The following is a 20,093-nucleotide window of genomic DNA, read 5'->3' on the forward strand; positions in this document are numbered from 1 at the left end:
GCTGCCTTTATTCATGCTCAAGAACCTTTTCATTTTGACTACCTTCAATACTAAATTGATAGTAAAAATCGACAGCATTACTCAAGCCACTGACGGCCTCAACATATAACTTAGGTAATAATTCATATCGTATCGCCACTTCTGATACCGAATCAAACACCCCAACGCCGTATCTCAATTGTAAGCCTGGGGCTATGGTGCCGGTTAAAGAAAGTTGGGTATTATCACCTTGTCCAGATGTATCCAAAGCAACATCTTCAAAACCTAACTTATTACCCACTTTAGAGACTAGGTTTTCACTTTGACCTAAACCTATGGCTAACAGGGCATTGGTGATCACCGTGTCTTGGCTGTCGTCACTCGACTCGCCAATTCCTCGACCGGTTAACATGTAGGATAAACTTTGTTGTTGTTCCATGGCTGGTTCCGAAAATATCTCAACACTGGGTTTTTCCGCTTCACCTTGTACTCGCATACCTGCAATGACGCCGTCTTGGGTCAGTTGAGGGTCTCGAATCGCTTCGATGTTTAGGTAAGGCCTATCTAATGGCCCATTAAAAGAAATATCTCCTTCGCGGATCACTAAGTTTTGTCCGTTACCTCTGTATCTGCCATTGACTAAACTCATTTCTCCATTTGCAAACATACCTTTGGCATTATTGGTGATTTTAAGTCCACCTCGTAGGTCACTGGTTAAGCCATAAGCGTCCAGTTTCACTTGATTCTTTTTCATTGGGTCGACTTTTACCAACAAATTAATTTTGAGCTTTTGCTGAGCTGTATTTTTAGCTTGTTGTTGTTCAACTAAAATGACATCACTAGAGGGTGAAACCGAGCCTGGTGGTAATTCGCGTATTTTCACTCGAGCGTAAGGTACCGATATTTGGCCTTGCAAATCTATACCTTGAGGAGCAAACGCTAGTTTAATATCAGGGCTAATATTAGCTTTTACCATATCTTGATAGTTAACTTCTAAATCTTCACCTTTAACTAAAATTTCACCGGCTAAATTAGGCAACCAATTTACCTTGCCTGATAATTCACCATATCCTTTGCCAAATTTATAACTGCCATCAAAGTCTGCGTTGTCTCCATTTAAACGAATATTCTGATTCACTTCACTTAAACTAATAGGTAAGTTTTCACCTTTAATGGCGGCATTTTCTAGGGATAAAACACCATTCATTAAAGGTTTATCTAAACTTCCAGAAATCTGCGCCTGACCTTTTATCAATCCTTGTAACTTTTCTAGTTCTGGCAGCAGCGCTTTAAAAGGCGCTAAATCAAAGCCGCTTAATTCTAGGTCTCCCTGTATATTCTGGGTAAAGTCTTGTTTTAACACGGACTGAGTAGTTTGCAAATTGAGGGCAATATGACCTATGTTAGACCCCTGTAAGTCAAATGCCCCTTGGATATCCTGCTTACTAACTTGCCCGTTTAAATTAAAAGCTTGGAGGTCTAAGTTAACACTTTGTTCTTCACTAATAGTCCACAAAGCTGGGGTTAAAGATACGCTAAAATCGGCAATTGGCGTGTGCTGCATGTGCCAACTGCCTTTAGTTGCAATATTCAATAAACTTGACGTTTGAATTGTTGGAACATTAAGGTTCAACTTTTGTAAAACAGCTAGCCAATTATAATCAACTAGGGACACGTCCCATTGAGCATTTTGATTTTTAAACTCGGCTTGTTTAATACATAGTTGGCTCTGCTTGTCCTGCCAACAATGAGGCGTCACCAAATACTCTTGTTGTGCCCAATTAGCTTTAATGTCAAAAGCTTGCATCAAGGCCAAATCAGAATATTGAGTTTTAATCTGGCCAGACAGCCATTTTCCATTCCAAGCCGAAGTAGATAGATTCCCTTCAAGTTTAATATCAAGATTTAACTGCTCACCTGTGCCAATAATCGCCAATTGGTGAGACTCAGCATTACCGCTAATTTGAATACTGGCAGCGTCAATTTGCTGACCCGCCAACACGATATTTTTTACCTTTAGATCTAAAGCCATAGGTTTGGTTTGATCTAACATTAAATCACCTGAGCCCCCAAGGTTAGTCACCTTTAGTTCAGAGGTACTTAGATCAACTGCGTGCACTTGATAACTTATTTTTGGCTTTTCCACTGAACCTTTCAACAAACCTTGGATCGTAATTGAGCCATCTAACTCAGGCACAGACTGAGATAGGTGCGGCGCATTCAGATCAAAACTAAAATCAAGGGCGTTTTGTTGATCCAAGCTGCCAGACAACTCAATTTTATTATCACCATTGGTAAATAAAAATTGTTGAACATTAAGTCCATTTACTTGATGATAATCTAACTTGCCACTGGCGCTCAGCGGGTATCCCAACCACGAGCCTTGGATAGCTAATTTATCAATATCACCTTGCCACACCCCCGCTTGATTTTGCACATTTAAGTTTAATTCACCATTTAACTCAGCTGGGTAGTCTGGCAAAAGCTGAGTAAGCTTGATACCGTCTAACTGAGTTAAACCACGCCAGCTCAAATTATTATTTAACAATAATTCACCTTGGCTATTTATTTCTCCATCTAAAGTTTGAACCAATATATTATTAATCACTATGTGTTTATTGATGTCGAATAAATTGGCTTCACCTTTTAATTCAAGCTGGGTATCGGGAAGCCCTTTAGCTAAAACGTTTGTCTGCATAGCTAATCTCAATTTTTGTAAGTCGCCGGTTAAGGATATTTGCCCAACAGGCGACTGAAGATCAGCCTCTGTTACAGATGAGATTTGTTGTTCATTGGGAACAATTGGCCAAGCTAGATCTTGCCAACTAGCAGTAACAGTTAAAGGAAGTTTTTCATTTGATACTTGGGCTTCTATGCGAGAATTAAACTCAAAAGGCCCAGATAGATTGATATCACCAGAGAGTTTTTTAAGATTACCTGAAGACTTCAGCATCAAACTAAGTGGCTGATTGGGCACTAAATGACCATTAACCTCTAAGTTAACTTTGTGTTGTAAATCTCCATTTAAGCTGAGAGTACCAGTAACCTTGGCATATCCTTGCTGATGCTCAACTAATAATTGCTGTAACTTAATTTGTTTTGTATTACCTGATACTTGTAGCTCAATGGTATTAAATTTAATCGCTTTTTGCTCAGCCAGTGTTAATTCAACATTCGGTAATTCAAGATCCATCACATTAAAATGAATTGGCAAATCAACCACTAAAGACTTAATAGGTTTATATTTAATGCTGGAAAAATCAAAGGCACCGGTTCGCTGGGGTTGGCTGGTAGCTGTGGTTTGAGTTGAACTAGAATCATCTGGCGTTGAATAGATTTTAACTTTCAAACCTTGGATCGACAAAGTGTCTAATTTAAATACTCGATAAAAACTCAATTTAGCCTGTAAAGATTGCCAAACCAGATCGAGTTGATCTTTGATGGATAGATTTAATTGACCAAATGAGATTTGGTCCACCTTAATGGGTAAAGGCATAGTGATCAAACCCGAACTTGTAGGTTCTGGCTCAGATGCAGTTTCCGTAGGCGTAATATTCGCTTCAATATTACCGATACTCAATGACTTAATGCACACTTCACCTGAAAATAAACAGCTTAATGAAATATCAAACTTAAGATCTTGGAGCTTGGCGTTAGTACCCGTTTGTTGCCAACTCACTGTTGATAAATGTAACTCAGAGAACAATCCACCACTGGTATATTCGACATCGAGCTCATCCAATGCAGAATCAGCTGCAGATAACACGATTTGTGTTCCCCACGGAGTTATCAGCAATATAATGACTAATAAACATAAACCTATAACACTATAGATTGAATTTCGTATGACTTTTTGCAAACTTGAGCGGCCGTGTTTACTCACTGGTAGATTTTGTTCTTGGCTTGTTGAGCTAGGTTGTTGATGAGTGTTCATAATGCAGGCCCCATAGAAAAATGCAGACGCACATTTGAATCTAAGTCACTTTTTCCTTTTGCCAAGTACAACCTGATAGGCCCCACAGGCGATGTCCAAATTGCGCCGATACCTACACCAGTAGCAATATCCTCGGCTAAATTTTCAGAAGCATTGCCCGCATCAACGAACACAGCAGCTCGCCATTTGTCTGCAACAGGATAGGAATATTCCACACTGGCCACAGCTAAATATTGGCCACCTGTTAGACGCCGTTTACCATCTTCGTCTAATAATGGATTTCCTTGTTCATCTAACTCAAAAGGTGACAGCCTTTCGTAACCAAATCCCCGTACACTTTGATCACCACCAGCGAAATAACGTAGGCTAGAGGGTACTTGCTCAAAATTACTGGTGGAAATTCCCCCCACTTGAAAACCCATCAAAAAACGGTGCTTATCGACACTTCGTAACCATTTAGATTGAGCCGTGACTCGAAATAAATTGATATCAGATAAAACACTATCGGAAGCAAATTCTGTGGTGATAGACTGTTTATCCCCCCAATATACATCTAATCCACCTTTGCTTCGTACTCGGCTAATTGTGGCACCCGGCATAACTAAACGAGTAGTTTGTTCCGGTTCAAAACCTTGTACAAAGGTTTCTTGTTCTAGTTTAACAAACGCGGAACGGTGCCAGTCAGAGTCCTTCAATACCCAATGGCGAGTGGCCGAGATAGACAAGGTATCACTTTGGGTATCGTTATTATTTTTAGCCTGATAACCCAATTGAAAACTGGCGTAATTTTGGATGGGATCTTCTAACGGAACTCGGTAATCAAATGATGCATATTGCTCTGGAGCTGAAACAAATACCTCTCCTCCAACTGAGTGCCCATGACTATTTACCCAAGGCCTGCGCCATTTAGCTGTCACTCTAGGCCCTTCGTTCGAAGAATAACCTACACCTACGTCAAAATTGTCTCTAGGTTTATGGGTTAAAATAACTTGAATCGGCACTTGATAATCTTCTGCCTCCTCCACCAAAGGCCGAACAATTACCTGACGAAAATATTGGGTTTGTTTAATTAGCTGATTAAATAGCCCTAATTGGTTAGCCTGATATAAATCACCCGCTTTAAATGGCGCCAGCTTTTGGGTTAAAGACTGAGCTCTTAGGTCTTTGCCGAATTGTAACTCCCCAAACTTGTACCTTTGTCCACTGCTAATATGCAAAGTGATGTCTGCTGCATATTGACTTTCATACACTTTAATACTGGCTTCATCATACTCAAAATCGAAGTAGCCTCTAGATAAAGCCAAACTTTGTAATCTTGCTTTACTACTCTCATAGGCTTGGTGTTCAAATGCTTGACCTTGTTTCAAAGGTAAAGAGCTTAACAAATTTTGAAGTTGTCGATCTTGCAACCCCTGTCCTGTCATTTTGATAGACAATGAACGGATCTTAGTCACCTCACCCAAGTCCACTTCCATCAACCAATCGCCCGTTAAATTCGGATCACTTGGCGGGGTGATATGCGCTTGTAAATGATAATAACCAAACACCTGCGCGCCTAATTTAGCTTTATTCAATAAACTACTCTGATAGGTCTCTATATCAGCTCTATCGGTTGGCTCACTCAAGGCCTCTATTAAAACCTGTATATTTTGCAACACTTGGGCATGCTCAATACCTTCAATATCAACATTGGCCGAGCTTGCATAAAATGCTGGCAAAAGCAAAAATGCCATTAGGAAAATGTTTTTAATCTTTAAGGAAATGGGAACAAACAAGCAAGGTCTCTCTTTATCTAGATCCATGAATTTTCAACGACTGAGCATTAAAAATATATTCAAATTGTATTGATAAGGGCTGTTCAACAGGTGCGTTCAACAGACCTTGGGAATAATACAATATTTATCACTTGGTCAATAGGATTAGATGTTTTACCCTTATAACAAATAGACCAAAAAAGTGATGGACAGTGCCCCAAGTAAATAAACCCGTATGTTTAGTCACAGGTGGAAGTTTTGGCATAGGCCAAGCTGTATGTGAAAAGTTTTTAGAGCAAGGTTTTCAAGTCATAAACCTAGATATCAAACACAACCCTGCCCAGTCAGACTCAATTCATTGGGTACAATGTGATATGAGCCAATCTATTCAAGTGCAACAAACGATTCAAACTGTATTAAATCAATACGGCAGAATCGATACCTTGGTATCTAATGCAGGCATGCATTTTTCAGCGACCATTGAAGACACCACAGAGCAAGACTTTGATCGGGTATTTAACTTAAATGTCAAAGGAGCAATTGCCGCGACTCAAGCTGTTTTACCCATCATGAAAGCACAGCAATCTGGCGTCATATTGTATATGGCCTCAGAGCAAGCTTTGGTGGCAAAACATAACTCTTTTGCTTATAACTTGACCAAGTCAGCTTTGGCGTCAATGGCAAAAACCACAGCTCTGGATTACGCTAAATACAAAATAAGAGCTAACGCTATTTGTCCTGGTACAATTGAAACACCACTTTACCACCAAGCTATTCAAAATTACGTGGAAAAATCAGGCGCTGATATCAATCAAGTTCATGCTGAAGAGGCTGCTTTACAGCCTATTGGACGATTAGGACAAGCAGAAGAAGTGGCATCATTAACCTATTTTTTGGCCAGTGACCAAGCCAAATTTATTACTGGTAGTTTGCAGGTAATAGACGGCGGTTACACCGCACAATAATCAAATAATTGAGTTAATATTCAGTGAAAATAGTTGATCCCCACTTACACTTATTTGATTTAAACCAAGGGCAATATTTTTGGCTCAAGCCACAAAACCCACCGTTTTGGCTAGATAAATCAATCATTCAACGCAACTTTACAGAACAAGATTTAACGCTAACTAGCCCCATGCAATTAGCGGGCTTTGTACATATAGAAGCGGGCTTTAATAATCAAAAGCCTCATGAAGAAATTGATTGGCTAGAAAAACACTGCACCTTACCGTTTAAGTCAGTGGCCTTTGCAGATTTAACCTCATTAGAGTTTGCACAAAATATTAAACGACTCACTCAAAGAACAAGTGTGAGTGGTATTCGCCACATTTTAGACGAACAAGCAGACGATATTTTGTCTGCAAAATTGACTGCCAAACATTTTGCGCTATTGGCTGAAAACGGCTTAAGTTTTGATCTACAAATGCCGGTCGATAACACCCAAGCAGTTACCAAATTAATAGTACTGGCAAAACAACACCCTGAATTAAAAATCATAATTAATCATGCTGGCTGGCCACCCGACAATTCAAACCGTGGTTTATATAATCAATGGTTTGAAAGCATTCAAAAACTCGCTAGTTTACCTAACATTGGGATTAAATTATCTGCTTGGGAGATGTGTAATCGCAAATGGGAAATCCCTTGGCTAATACAGGTTTTACAGGACTGCTTAGACGTTTTTGGTGAGTTAAGAGTGATGTTGGCCAGTAACTTTCCACTGTGTTTGTTTAGCAAAAGTTACCAAGAGTTATGGCAAGTTTATAATCAGTTAGTCGATATCCTAGATATCGACCGTCTACGTCATATCACTTATACCAATGCCATAAATTGGTATGGTTTAAAAGTTATAACGTAAACCCACTGAAAAGCTTGTTAAGGTTAAGTCGTCACTGCCTTTTATATATTCAATTTCGCTGCGAAGCATAGTGCGTGCGCCAATAAAATAATCAAAACCTATTCCAAATGTACCAGCGACTCCACTGTTGTCGTAATCACAAATAGTAGCCACGCCCAAAGTGTCTGTTGACACTAGAGTGGCGGCCCCCATGTCACAAGTGCGCTCACCTGCATATAATTCTTGTCCTCTCACATCGGTTTTAAGTACACCGAGTCGATAGAATAACTCACCTAACTTACCAGAAGCTTTACCCAATACTGATAGATACAGAGCATCAGCTTGTAACTTATCTTCTGCACTTTCAAATTGAGCGGAACTGGGAGTTTCACTAACAAATAAACTCTCATTGACTAATTGCTGATAACCCGTTTCGACATACCACTGCGGATGAAATTGATAACCTACGCCTAATTTATACCCCATACCATCCGTTTCTTGCTGAGCATACTCTAGCTCAGAAAAACCCAGTGAAAATACTGTATAAGTTCTTTCAGCTGATGCCGTTTGCAAAGCAAATAAACTAGTCGCCAATAATAAACCTATTTTTTTAATCATTATTTTATAATCCATGTAATTTTAGCCTGACCACTGCAACACAGTAAGTTCAATTTATACTTCTACTATACAAACTAATTCGTTTTTTAAAAGTGTATTTTCTATGCCTAAGTATAAATCATAATTGTTCTAAATAATCGCTCAAAATGGTTCCGATAAGGCTAGTGGCTGTTGCCTTAGGCGTGAACGAGCTTTAGTATTAGGTTTATTAAATAATAGTTAAAGGTCTACAATTGTTAAACCAGCGATTTATTTTTACCTTTTTGATATTAATATTAGTATCAAGCTGCACAATCTCCCCTCCTCCCCCCATAATGACAGATGAAAAGTTTGAATCCAGAATCAATTCACAAGGACAAACTGAGTTTATTTATGGACTTTCTTGGCGCAATACCTCAAGAGAATCTTTATTAGGAGACAGACCTGAACCCACAAAGCAGTTTAGTGGTAAACAACAAGGTAATGGCAGAGAAAAAGGTGGAAAAAGAGATAGGCTTCCGGAGCAGCACAACTTATTTAACTTACAAGCCGATAACCAAACTAAACTAGAGTTAGAAGATAAAGCCGCCGCTAGCCTTAAAAAAAGACTCATAAAAGAACAGCTTTGCCCAAACGGCTACGAAATCAATAAGGTTGTTTGGAAAACCGATAACCTTAGATTATTGGGTTACTGCCTCTAGGCTACAAATATTGCCAATTTATTAAAATGGCATTAGATAATACAAAGGATCAACAATTATGAATTCAATTAAAACACGCGCGGCAGTTGCCTGGGCAGCTGGCGAGCCACTTAAAATAGAACAAGTAGATTTAGCCCCACCTCAAAAAGGTGAAGTATTAGTGCGAATTGTGGCCACTGGTGTTTGCCATACTGATGCGTATACCTTATCTGGAGATGATCCAGAGGGATTATTTCCAGCAATTTTAGGCCACGAAGGTGCAGGGATTGTTGAAGCTGTGGGTGAAGGTGTTAGTTTGGTTGAAGTGGGCGATCATGTTATCCCGCTTTACACCCCTGAATGTGGTAAATGTAAATTCTGTTTATCGGGCAAAACCAATCTGTGTCAAGCAATACGAAGTACCCAAGGCAAAGGCGTCATGCCTGATGGCACTAGTCGTTTTTCAATTAATGGTCAACCAATTTATCACTATATGGGCACTTCTACCTTTGCAGAACATACAGTGGTTCCTGAAATAGCCTTGGCTAAAATCCCTAAAGATGCGCCACTAGAAAAAGTGTGTTTGTTAGGTTGTGGCGTGACCACTGGCATGGGAGCCGTAACCAACGCCGCGAAAGTGCAAGCCGGAGATACGGTCGCGGTGTTTGGTTTGGGTGGTATTGGTTTGTCAGTGTTGATTGGCGCGAAAATGGCCAAAGCTGGGCGTATTATTGCCATTGATATCAATGAAGATAAATTTGAAACCGCCAAAGAATTAGGCGCAACAGATGTGATTAATCCAAAAAATTTCGACAGGCCCATTCAAGATGTCATAGTGGAAATGACAGAAGGGGGGGTTGATTATTCTTTCGAATGTATTGGTAACGTTAACGTTATGCGCTCAGCATTAGAGTGTTGCCACAAAGGCTGGGGGGAGTCGGTTATTATAGGTGTAGCCGGTTCTGGTCAAGAAATATCCACTCGACCTTTCCAACTTGTAACTGGCCGCGTATGGCGAGGGACTGCATTTGGTGGCGTGAAAGGCCGCAGTCAATTGCCAGATTATGTGCAACGCTACATGAATGGAGAATTTGAATTAGATACTTTTATCACTCATACCATGCCACTTGAGGATATTAATACAGCGTTTGATTTAATGCATGAAGGTAAGTCTATTCGTACTGTGGTGCATTTCTAATGTCTAATACAACAGAGCTTGCCGAACTAAGTGCCAACAAATGTTTTGGTGGTTGGCAAAAAAGATACAGCCACAAATCTAAGGTATTAGATTGCGAAATGCAGTTTAGTATTTTTTTCCCGCCAACCACATCGCCAGACATTAAACTACCCGCTTTATATTGGTTAAGTGGACTCACTTGTACCGATGAGAATTTTGCGACTAAAGCGGGAGCACAAAGGATAGCTGCAGAGTTGGGTATCATGTTAATCATGCCTGACACAAGTCCAAGAGGTGATAATGTGCCTGACGCGGCTGATGGGGCCTATGATCTAGGTTTAGGCGCTGGGTTTTATGTTAATGCCACACAAGAGCCATGGAAAGATCATTACCAAATGTACGATTACATAGTGGATGAGTTACCTTCGTTGATATCTAAAGAGTTTAGGGTCAAAGACAAAGCCGCTATTGCAGGACATTCTATGGGAGGACACGGTGCTCTTACTATTGCCCTGTCGAATATCAAGCGTTTTTGTTCAGTATCCGCTTTTGCGCCAATTGTGAATCCAACTGACTGCCAGTGGGGACAAAAAGCTTTTACCCATTATTTAGGTGACGATAAAAACCTATGGGCAGATTACGATAGTTGCGCGTTAATGCGTCAACAAGGTCAATTTTTACATATACCTATGTTAGTTGACCAAGGTCTAGACGATAACTTCTTCCATGCGCAGAAGTTAACTAAACCTCTTGAAGAAGTAGCCAAAGAGATAGGCTATAAAGCAGAGTTTAGATATCACCCAGGCTACGACCATAGCTACTTTTTTATCAGTAGTTTGATCGAAGAGCACCTAAGGTTTCACGCTAAGTATTTGTAGCGGCAGCTTATATTTAGACGTAAGTATTCAAGACGAGCGTAAAAAGTTTAGAATATCATCAGCGACTCTTTTAGAGTCTTCAATCATTGGCAGGTGGCCTAGATCTTCATAAATCTGGGTTCTGCCATTTAACATAGCCTTCCACTGTTGGTAATCTTCAATGGGTAAAAGCTGATCGTTCATTCCCCAAATTAACATAGTCCTGTCGAAAGAAAACCTGTGCGTAGTAGGAAAAAAATCTTTAAGCGTATAGAACTGCTCAAACATGATTGCATGTTGTTTGCTTTTTTGAATGTAATCAGCAGCTAATGCTTGAAGAATAAACTTTGGTACATAAGGGGGCTTAGCCATGAGTAAACTATAGAAGTCAAAAAAATCTTGTTCAGTACAATGGTTGAAGGGATTAATTGCTTTTTGTACCTCAGCAATAACGAACTCGGACTTAGCTCCTGCGGGATCGATTAACACACACTTCTCAATACGCTCGGAAATTTGTTCAATAAACTTAGCAGCGATCATGCCTCCCATGGAGTTTCCCACTACACTAAAAGTTTCAATGTGTAACTTATTCAAAAGCTTAATCAACATTGAGCATTGACTAGGAACGGAGTAGAAATCGTTCTCACTATATTGTGTTTCGCCATGCCCCTTTAAATCAGGGATCAGCAATTGATAATCGGCACTAAAGTTTTTAGCTAGCCTATTCCAAACGTACTTATCACCGCTAAAACCATGTAACAAAAGTAAAATGGGTTTATCCACAGAAAATGATTTTACACTGCTTAAATAGGTTACATCCAAATTATCAATATTTATGACGTACTTTGACAACCTAGCTATTTTAGCTTCTAACATATTAGTAGTTAGATAAACCTTTTTAGCAATAAAATGACGGCTCATTAGTCGTGCCCAAATTTATTCATTCTAGATTACAGAACCGAGTATCATTTTAAGTTTTATAAAAACTTAAAAATAATACTCTAAACTGAACTGGGCAAAGTCATCTCTGCGTATTAAATGAGACGGTTCCATTGGTTCATCACTAGAGAAAAACCATGCATCAACTCGCCATTTCCAATGATCATTTAAACGACTTGACGCCTCTATAAATCCTGACCTGACGTTGGAGTAATCTAAATCTTGCACCACTCCCATTAATATTTCTGTGCCATCCACATCATTTAACACAAAACGAGTCCCTACCATAAGGTCATTCTGAGCCACACTGGTTGCTAACTCTTTACGATCATCATATTGATATTCCATCAATAAGTTAATGTCGTAAACACTGTCAAATAAGCCTACAAACGAATATTCAAAACCAGCGACTGCGGCAAAATAATCCTGTTGCTCAAAAGTGACAGGCACACCGTTAATAAGTACAGAGTTATCTTGTTCAAAAACATTTCGCTGCACGCCTTCAAACTTAACTATCCAACCACCCAATAGAGCCAATACATCAATACCCACTTGCTGCATTTGAGGATACAGCGGCCTTACACTTATATCCCCATCAACATTAGGCGCCACCACAAAAGTAGGCTCTCTTGAAGTACCATCAAAATAGGATAGTCCCACTTCCCAATCGCCGATTGAGCGCTGCCATCTAGCAGCCCAGTCTAGATTTTGTTCTTTGTCTTCAGACTCAAAAATGGGGTTGTCAGTATCCACAGGTATTGGGCCACGAAATCTACCATCAACACCAGAGAAAGTTCTTTCTCTAAAATAAGGTAAAGCAAAAATCGTGGTATTGCCCCAATCTTTAAATAAAGAAAAAGACACCATAGGTTGGCCTAATTTATCTTCACCATCTACGGCCTCTATTGCATCCGTTTGATTTATCACATCAACTAGATGGAGTGACTCAACTTGTCCCCAAAATACCTTACCAATCCCTGCTTGCACCTCCCACTCTTCGCCGCTATGGGTCCATTTAAACTCTCTGATGTCACCATGAGTGCGTTCACTATCTTGCTGGTCAATTCGGAAATAACCTTTAAACAAAATACTGTCACTACCATTATTAAAAGATGTAAATACTTCCGGTGAAAAATAAGCTGAAATATTGCTTCTTTCTTGTTGTGGATAGAGTGCCTCTTGAAGAAAGTACCGCTGCTCAACCCCTGCATTGCCGCTATATTTAACCTCAGCGAATACCAAACAGGGCACAACAGCTAGCAGAGAAATTAATTTTTTCAATTTATGTCCTTTTATTACCAAATTCATATCTTGCATTATTTTATAATTTTCAACGAAGATTTTTTAAACTACCTTGATTAAAGTCGTTGTCGTTTAGACCTGTTTTAAACTCAATACTATGGGTAACTAAATCGGTACTTTTACTAGTCTGTTCGTTAAACATTTCAACCCGCATTGGACGCCAATATTTGTCTAAATACAATTCAAACTCCAAGTTAAGCAACTCTTTTAAAAAGCTGTTTTTCCGATCGTAAAATTCTACTTTTAAGGCGCGATAATGCTTTTTATCAACCCAAACCAATTGTTTAGAGTAGCCAGAGTTTTTATCCGTTGGCACTTGCTCAATAACAAAACAGTTTTGTCCTTCAAATTTATCGTCTTTCAAATATTTAAATTTAAATTTTTCCAATTCAAATGAGCTCATATCTTCATATGAAAATTCGCTGCCCATAAACGGCCCCGATTTATTTTTTGAACGTATACGTTTTACTTTGCTTAATTTGGGTAAATACATCCATTGGTCATCAGGCTTAAGCGCGTGAGAAAAATTCAAAAACGCAGTGCCTTTAACATCTAAAGGTTGATCAAAAATAGTTAAACCTTTGTCGCCATCATCTTTTATTTCTAGAGACTTCATGCGCATCTTTCGCTCTGCTTCATCACCATTAGCATTACGTAAAATCATACTCATCTCGGCAACACTATCACCCCATCCTAAGTCTCGTGCTTTACGCTCTTTAGCAATAGCCAAACCTTTTTCTTGAGCAGTTTGTCCATGGGCAAGGCCCAAAGTAATGACAAACATAATTGTAGTAATGAAGAGTTTAAAACCCAATTTAGGTAACTTGTGAATCATTGAGTGTGCTAGTTTCATTAAATTATTCCTGCTTAGTTTTTTTATCAAACACCATTAAAAATGGCGGTAAAAATAGGAAATCAACGGCTAAAGCGACCAAAATTATAATTCCGGTTAACATGCCCATTTCTGAGTTTAGTGCAAATGGTGACAGCATCAGAATAGAAAATCCAGTGGCAAGTACTAAAGTCGTTATCCACAATGCTCGGCCAACACTTGCAAACGCATACCGCACACTTTCCTGAGCATCACAGCCATTAATACGAGCATGCCGATATTTACTTAAAAAGTGCACAGTGTCGTCAACAATAATACCTAGTGTCATACTTAATACTATAGACAAGCCTAAATTCACTTGCCCTGAATATATGCCCCAAATTCCAAATCCAATGCAAGCCGGTAGCAAATTTGGTAACAAACTTATTGCACCCAATTTAAAAGACTTCAATGCGAAAATTAGCAAGCCAGAAATTAATAGTAATGCCACCACTGTCCCTTTGAGCATACTTGCCATATTGATCTCACTGATGTGGGCAAACATTAAACCAGGACTAGCAGCACTTAGTTGTAAGTTTGGGGCATTTTGACTAAACCAAGTCTGTGCTCGCAACTCTAGTTCAACCAACTCTTTACTGCCCATATTTTTGACCATAGTCATAATTCGTGTTGCTGATTTTTTCATATCTAAATGATTATTTAGGTCCAACCCATAAGGTAACGACATTTCATAAAGCAGCATAAACTGAGCGGCAGTTTCTCTATCGTTTGGTAACTTGTAATAACTGAGATCATCTGCATGCATGTTTTTGTTTAATCTTTTGTATGTATCTGTGACAGTAGATACATGATCAATCTCTGGTTGTTGTCTTAACCAAATACTAAAATCTTCAATGACCTTTAAGTTATGTGGTTGATTAACGCCCGAGTCCTCCCCTGTGTAAATAGCGAAATCCATGCTTGTCATGCCACTCACATGTTGCTCTTGAAACTCAGTGGCTTGCCTGAATTGAGTGCTTTCATGAAAATAATCAGTGGGAACATCGTCGAGGTTGTTTTTAAAAGAAAAGACAACGGCCAAAACGGTAATGATTAAAGTGAAAGGCAATATTCGTTTGTGATGGCGAATAACCCATTCTCCAAAACGCTCAATATGCCCTAGGTCTCTGCTATTTGGAGCCTGTGCCTTTACTTTTATTGGCAGTAACATTATCAAAGCGGGCAATATGGTTAGGGAAAATAGGCAGGCAAACAACACTCCAACCGCTGTTAAATTCCCCAAATCAGCTAAGATCGGGACTTCTGCAAAGTTTAAGGTTAAAAATCCTATACTCGTTGTGGCACTGGTAATAAAAATTGGCATTTTGTTTAAATCAAGGCTGTACAACAAAGCTTCTTTTTTGTTTTTTCCTGCTCGCATGCCAAACAACATAGAAGAAATAATATGGATACAATCAGCAACAGCCAAGGTCATCACCATAGTCGGTACATTCACGGTTGCTGTACTCAAAAACATTCCAAACCACCCGCCGACCCCCATAGTTGCTGCAATACTAGTAATAATAATGAGGAGTGTGGCTAAGGTTCCCGATAGTGTTTTCAATAAAATCCACATAATCAAAATTATGGTCAAAAACATCAATGGCACGATACTTTCAAAATCATTACTGGCGAATGAAAAAAACGAGTAATTCATTAACACCACACCAGTATGGTAAAAATCATGTTCAGGGTAGTTAGCTTTAAACTTATCAGTCATTGCCATAACCGAATCAGTAATCTTTATCACTTCAGGGGTTTGATCGCCATCTGGCAAATTCACCGATATATTAATAACAGCCACATCTCCTTTGGGAGAGATTAATCGGTGAAGCAAATTAGGCTCTTGTAAGGCAATTTTTTGGATTTTATCTAAGTCGCCAGGCAGAAGAGTAGAAGCATCCTCAACTAAATCTTCGACAATCATGTCGTCTTCTTCAGCCCAAGTATGTTGAAAGTTACTAAGTGAATCAATTCGACTGCTATACGGAGTTTGTTCAGCTGCCTCTGTTAGCTCCTGAATGAGAGATAAAGTTTGAACTGAAAACACTTTTCCCGAATGAGGGGCAATAATAATACTCACTCCATCATTTTTACTGAAGTGAGCCTGCATGGATTCGAAAGCTAGCCTTTGCGGGTTATCTTCTTCGAAAAATACCTTATAGTCACCGCGAAAATAAAGATTTTTAGCACCGAAAGCAGCCACAAATATTAATAAAAAACCAATACATAACACTATTTTTGGACGATTTACAGACAGGCTCAGCCAAGTAGTATTCACTTTGTACTCCTGTTGTTTTTGTTATTTTGAAATAATCTTCAATTTGTAGCTTAAAGCTTTAATAGCCAGCCTCAGTTTATACTTAATAACTGGTAAATAATATGCACTGCATCTATACATACAGATAAATATTCTCTAATTTGTGGCAGTAAATTAATAAAACCACAGCTGTTTGGTCAAAAAACAACCTAAGTGTATTTTAAGCTTTATCTTATTGAAATGTATTAACTTTAATCAATTTCATCACATATTTACACAACATTTCATTAACAAAACCATTAAAGAGTTTTGACCTTATCGAAAAAATCAGTATTATATAAACCAACTGGTCAGATGAGCGGATGAGAAACATGAGTATTAGAACAAGCCTTAAAAAAGTATTACCCCCTATTTCAATAACTGAACAAGAAGCACTAGAAGCTGGTGATGTTTGGTTAGAATCTTCCATTTATCGTGGCAAGCCAGATATGCATGCATTAAGAGCAATCCCTGCTGCTACGCTGAGTAAAGACGAACAAGCTTTTATGGATGGCCCTTTGGCTGACTTGCTTGGTATGATTGATGGATTCGAGATACAAAATAGCAAACACATCCCGAAAGAAATATTGGACTATTTGTCCATCAATAAATTCTTTGCGCTAATTATTCCTAAAAAGTTCGGAGGATTAGAGTTTTCTGCTTATGCAAATTCAACAATTGTGGCAACGATTGCTGCCAAAAGTGGTGCTATCGCGGTAACCGTAATGGTACCCAACTCATTAGGCCCGGGTGAATTATTAATGCACTATGGCACGCCCGAACAGCAAGAGCAGTGGCTACCAAACTTATCTGTTGGTAAAGATATTCCATGCTTCGCATTAACCAGTCCAGAAGCGGGCTCTGACGCAGGAGCCATTCCAGACGCAGGTATAGTTACCAAAGGTATGTGGGAAGGAAAAGAAGTATTAGGCTTATCGGTTTCTTGGGACAAACGGTATATCACCTTAGCCCCTATCGCTACCGTTCTTGGTTTGGCGTTTAAGGTGTTCGATCCGGATAATTTACTTGGTTCTGAACTTGAACTGGGTATTACTTGTGCACTTATCCCTAAATCACACCCAGGGGTAGAATTAGGTAATCGCCATGATCCAATGGGCTCTCGCTTTTATAACGGAACCACTCGTGGAAGTGATGTATTCATCCCAATGGACTTTATTATTGGCGGCCAGAAGAATATTGGTCGTGGTTGGCAAATGTTGGTGAGTTGTTTAGGTGCAGGCCGAGGCATATCACTTCCAGCTATGGGGACCTCATCGGCACAAGCTTCATTTAAATCAACTGCGGAATATGCATTTATTCGTGAGCAATTTGGTGTACCAATCGGCCGCTTTGAAGGTATTCAAGAAAAACTTGCCGATATGGCTGGTAAAACCTTTGTAGCTGAAGCTATGCGAGTATTAACCACAGAAGGGTTAGGTTTAGGCTTAAAACCTTCGGTGGTGACAGCTATCGCAAAATATCACTTGACCGAGTTAGGCCGAGATGTCAACACTATGGCAATGGATATACAGGCTGGTAAAGCCATTCAACGTGGCCCTCAGAACACTCTTTATGATGGTTATATCTCGCAGCCTATTGGCATTACTGTTGAAGGGGCAAACATCCTTACCAGAAGTTTAATGATATTTGGCCAAGGTACTATGCGTTGTCATCCACACTTAAAAGAAATGGTTGATTTAATTCATAGTGAAGAAAAGTCGGCTGATGCTGAGTTTAATAAAGTACTCGGTAAAACAGTCGCTTTTAGTGTGAACAATGCCCTACGTAGTTTTACCAAAAGCTACTTACCTTTTACTCGCGGTGCGCAGACAGCATTACCTGAAGTACGTAAATACGAAAAACGCATGAACGCCCTTTCAGCTAAATTGGCTCCTTTGGCCGATTTATCATTGTTAGTGTTAGGCGGTAATTTGAAAAAAGCAGAAATGTTATCAGCTCGCTTAGGTGATGTTATGAGTTACCTATATGCCTCTATGGCCGTTGTGCGTTTTTATGAACAAAAAGTTTCTAACAGAAATGAAGCAAAACCGTTTTTTGAATACGCCATTCAATGGTGTTTACAACAAGGTGAGCAAGCCTTAGTGGATTTTGTTGATAACTTCCCAAATACGCCTGCACGTGGCTTGATGAGATTGTTAACCAATACTTACACTCGTTCAGTAAAAAGTATTTCGGATGAGTTAAAACAAGAACTATCTAATGCAAGTATGCAAGCTAGCTCTATCATGGCTGAGCTGACACACTTAGTAAAACCTGTATCAGGTGATGGCAACGACATTAACCATCAAGCATTTTTAGCCAAGCATAAAGTGATGCCTCAGCTTAAAAAGATCCAAAAAGCACTGCGTAAAACGCCAGTTGTGCCCTATGTATCTTTTGAACATGCAGTAGGTAAACTGCAACAAGCTGGTGAACTAACTGCTGAAGAAGTAGCTTTAGTGATTGATTATAATGACAAACGTAAATTAGCCGTAAGAGTCGATGAGTTTACGTTTGACTTAGAACTATTAGATACCAATCAAGAGTTAGTGAATCAAAAAGAAGCGGTTAAAGAAAACGCGGCTTAAAATATAAAGCACAATAAAAAGCCGGAATTGATACCATTCAATTCCGGCTTTTTTGATCTAAACATCAATTATTTAACCTGAACTCGAGGTAAGAAATGTCGAAATATTTAATATTAGCTTTATATTTCATAATGTTAGATGGAATTCGAACCTGCACACACTTCAAAATAAGGTCAAGAGCAGAAGTTTTTGTCCCTATTTGTCCATATAAAGGCGATCTGAATCTTGTCTAGTCATTCTAAACCCATTTAGAGCAACGCCTATAGGGACAAAAAAAGCCATCTTGCAGGCGTTACTTATCCCGAACTCAGTTTATTTATTATCTTCACTCGTACTCTTGTCCTGAACATCAGCTTTATCAAAATCTGCATCATGCTCATCCGTATCCCCAACTACATGTTCTAACTTAACTTTATCTACTGTCCTAAAAGTATTAATTGGCCCAGCCAAAGCGTATAAAGCAAATACAATAAACAGTACCAATGCGGGCTCAGTAGCCACCACAACAAACACCAACATTATCAGTAACAAAGCCACAAATGGCACCTTGCCACTTAAATTAATTTCTTTAAACGAGTTGTACTTAAAGTTACTAACCATTAATAACCCGGCCAAGCCAGTTATTAACGCAACAATAATTCCATAATCATTACCGTCAACATCATATTCAACGCCCACCCAAATCAAACCAGCAACTAAAGCAGCTGCTGCTGGACTAGCTAAACCTTGAAAGTAGCGATTATCAGCAATTCCCACTTGGGTATTAAATCTAGCCAGTCTGAGGGCCGCACCCGCCACATAAATAAAGGCAGCTAACCAACCTATTTTACCTAAACCAGACAAGCCCCAGTTATAAGCAACTAATGCAGGCGCAACGCCAAATGACACCATATCAGCCATAGAATCATACTCAGCGCCAAACTCACTTTGAGTATTGGTCATTCGTGCTACTCGACCATCTAAACCATCAAAAATCATAGCCACAAAGATTGCCACAGCCGCTGCTTCAAAGCGCCCATTCATAGAAGAAACTACAGCAAAAAAACCAGAAAAAAGCCCAGCCGTAGTCAAAAGGTTTGGTAACAAGTAAATTCCACGGCGTTTTTGTTCAGTCATTTAATACCTCCAATTATTTACGCGTTAAGATACCATATAGCAACACTATCTTAATTAATTAAATGCACAGATGTGCGATATTGAAAACTCAACACCTTACTAAATATAGATTTCCATAGTAGACGTATTAATTTAAATACCCATAGTTAATTCACGATACCAA

The 20,093-nt window shown here is 39.2% G+C and carries 14 protein-coding genes; 6 read left to right on the forward strand and 8 right to left on the reverse strand.

All coding sequences use genetic code 11. The features are described from left to right. Positions 1-7: 7 nt before the first annotated feature. Both tamB and L0668_RS16955 read right to left on the reverse strand, forming a co-directional pair. The gene (gene tamB / locus L0668_RS16950) at positions 8-3,913 is read right to left on the reverse strand and encodes an autotransporter assembly complex protein TamB (protein ID WP_235313909.1); all 3,906 of its coding nucleotides are present in this window, start codon (positions 3,911-3,913) and stop codon (positions 8-10) included. Further along, positions 3,910-5,646, reverse strand: coding sequence for an autotransporter assembly complex protein TamA (locus L0668_RS16955; protein ID WP_235313910.1), 1,737 nt, complete (start codon positions 5,644-5,646; stop codon positions 3,910-3,912). Before L0668_RS16955 ends, tamB begins: the two co-directional genes overlap by 4 nt. Before the next feature lie 233 nt (positions 5,647-5,879). Here L0668_RS16955 and L0668_RS16960 point away from each other — a divergent pair, with 233 nt between their 5' ends. Beyond that, the gene (locus tag L0668_RS16960; RefSeq protein WP_235313911.1) at positions 5,880-6,632 is read left to right on the forward strand and encodes an SDR family NAD(P)-dependent oxidoreductase; all 753 of its coding nucleotides are present in this window, start codon (positions 5,880-5,882) and stop codon (positions 6,630-6,632) included. 23 nt (positions 6,633-6,655) lie between these two features. Then, positions 6,656-7,525, forward strand: a complete 870-nt coding sequence (locus L0668_RS16965) for an amidohydrolase family protein (RefSeq protein ID WP_235313912.1) — start codon at positions 6,656-6,658, stop codon at positions 7,523-7,525. Here the strand turns inward: L0668_RS16965 and L0668_RS16970 are convergent. Next, positions 7,508-8,122, reverse strand: a complete 615-nt coding sequence (locus tag L0668_RS16970) for an outer membrane beta-barrel protein (protein WP_235313913.1) — start codon at positions 8,120-8,122, stop codon at positions 7,508-7,510. The two genes, L0668_RS16965 and L0668_RS16970, sit on opposite strands and share 18 nt — an antisense overlap. Before the next feature lie 233 nt (positions 8,123-8,355). Between L0668_RS16970 and L0668_RS16975 the strand changes: the two genes are divergently transcribed. The 3 genes from L0668_RS16975 to fghA are packed head-to-tail and all read left to right on the forward strand — an operon-like array spanning position 8,356 to position 10,836. Next, positions 8,356-8,802 (forward strand): hypothetical protein, encoded by a 447-nt coding sequence (locus L0668_RS16975; RefSeq protein WP_235313914.1) that lies wholly within the window; start codon positions 8,356-8,358, stop codon positions 8,800-8,802. Positions 8,803-8,860: 58 nt separating this feature from the next. Continuing rightward, positions 8,861-9,979, forward strand: coding sequence for an S-(hydroxymethyl)glutathione dehydrogenase/class III alcohol dehydrogenase (locus L0668_RS16980; protein WP_235313915.1), 1,119 nt, complete (start codon positions 8,861-8,863; stop codon positions 9,977-9,979). After that, positions 9,979-10,836, forward strand: a complete 858-nt coding sequence (fghA, locus tag L0668_RS16985) for an S-formylglutathione hydrolase (protein ID WP_235313916.1) — start codon at positions 9,979-9,981, stop codon at positions 10,834-10,836. The genes L0668_RS16980 and fghA overlap by 1 nt, the downstream gene beginning before the upstream one ends. Before the next feature lie 27 nt (positions 10,837-10,863). Here fghA and L0668_RS16990 read toward each other — a convergent pair whose 3' ends face one another. From L0668_RS16990 to L0668_RS17005, 4 genes are all read right to left on the reverse strand, one after another. Then, positions 10,864-11,736, reverse strand: a complete 873-nt coding sequence (locus L0668_RS16990; RefSeq protein ID WP_235313917.1) for an alpha/beta fold hydrolase — start codon at positions 11,734-11,736, stop codon at positions 10,864-10,866. Between the two features lie 66 nt (positions 11,737-11,802). Next, a complete protein-coding gene (locus L0668_RS16995; protein ID WP_235313918.1) occupies positions 11,803-13,035 on the reverse strand; it encodes a hypothetical protein in 1,233 nt (410 codons plus the stop codon). A gap of 49 nt (positions 13,036-13,084) precedes the next feature. Next, entirely contained in the window at positions 13,085-13,840 is a 756-nt protein-coding gene (locus L0668_RS17000; protein ID WP_235313978.1) for an outer membrane lipoprotein-sorting protein, read from the reverse strand. A 73-nt stretch (positions 13,841-13,913) separates the two neighbouring features. Continuing rightward, positions 13,914-16,208, reverse strand: a complete 2,295-nt coding sequence (locus L0668_RS17005) for an efflux RND transporter permease subunit (RefSeq protein ID WP_235313919.1) — start codon at positions 16,206-16,208, stop codon at positions 13,914-13,916. 350 nt (positions 16,209-16,558) lie between these two features. Between L0668_RS17005 and L0668_RS17010 the strand changes: the two genes are divergently transcribed. Next, positions 16,559-18,814, forward strand: coding sequence for an acyl-CoA dehydrogenase (locus tag L0668_RS17010; RefSeq protein WP_235313920.1), 2,256 nt, complete (start codon positions 16,559-16,561; stop codon positions 18,812-18,814). A gap of 312 nt (positions 18,815-19,126) precedes the next feature. Here L0668_RS17010 and pssA read toward each other — a convergent pair whose 3' ends face one another. Continuing rightward, complete coding sequence (pssA, locus tag L0668_RS17015) at positions 19,127-19,930, reverse strand: CDP-diacylglycerol--serine O-phosphatidyltransferase (protein ID WP_235313921.1); 804 nt, start codon at positions 19,928-19,930, stop codon at positions 19,127-19,129. Positions 19,931-20,093 lie beyond the last annotated feature (163 nt).

The sequence above is a fragment of the Paraglaciecola algarum genome (assembly GCF_021532655.1).
Taxonomy (GTDB): domain Bacteria; phylum Pseudomonadota; class Gammaproteobacteria; order Enterobacterales; family Alteromonadaceae; genus Paraglaciecola; species Paraglaciecola algarum.

Bases quoted from the DNA above. Each gene is read 5' to 3' on its own strand.
- tamB (WP_235313909.1), bottom strand. From the start codon at position 3,913: ATGAACACTCATCAACAACCTAGCTCAACAAGCCAAGAACAAAATCTA.
- L0668_RS16955 (WP_235313910.1), bottom strand. From the start codon at position 5,646: ATGGCATTTTTGCTTTTGCCAGCATTTTATGCAAGCTCGGCCAATGTT.
- L0668_RS16970 (WP_235313913.1), bottom strand. From the start codon at position 8,122: ATGATTAAAAAAATAGGTTTATTATTGGCGACTAGTTTATTTGCTTTG.
- L0668_RS16980 (WP_235313915.1), top strand. From the start codon at position 8,861: ATGAATTCAATTAAAACACGCGCGGCAGTTGCCTGGGCAGCTGGCGAG.
- fghA (WP_235313916.1), top strand. From the start codon at position 9,979: ATGTCTAATACAACAGAGCTTGCCGAACTAAGTGCCAACAAATGTTTT.
- L0668_RS16990 (WP_235313917.1), bottom strand. From the start codon at position 11,736: ATGAGCCGTCATTTTATTGCTAAAAAGGTTTATCTAACTACTAATATG.
- L0668_RS17000 (WP_235313978.1), bottom strand. From the start codon at position 13,840: ATGTTTGTCATTACTTTGGGCCTTGCCCATGGACAAACTGCTCAAGAA.
- L0668_RS17010 (WP_235313920.1), top strand. From the start codon at position 16,559: ATGAGTATTAGAACAAGCCTTAAAAAAGTATTACCCCCTATTTCAATA.
- pssA (WP_235313921.1), bottom strand. From the start codon at position 19,930: ATGACTGAACAAAAACGCCGTGGAATTTACTTGTTACCAAACCTTTTG.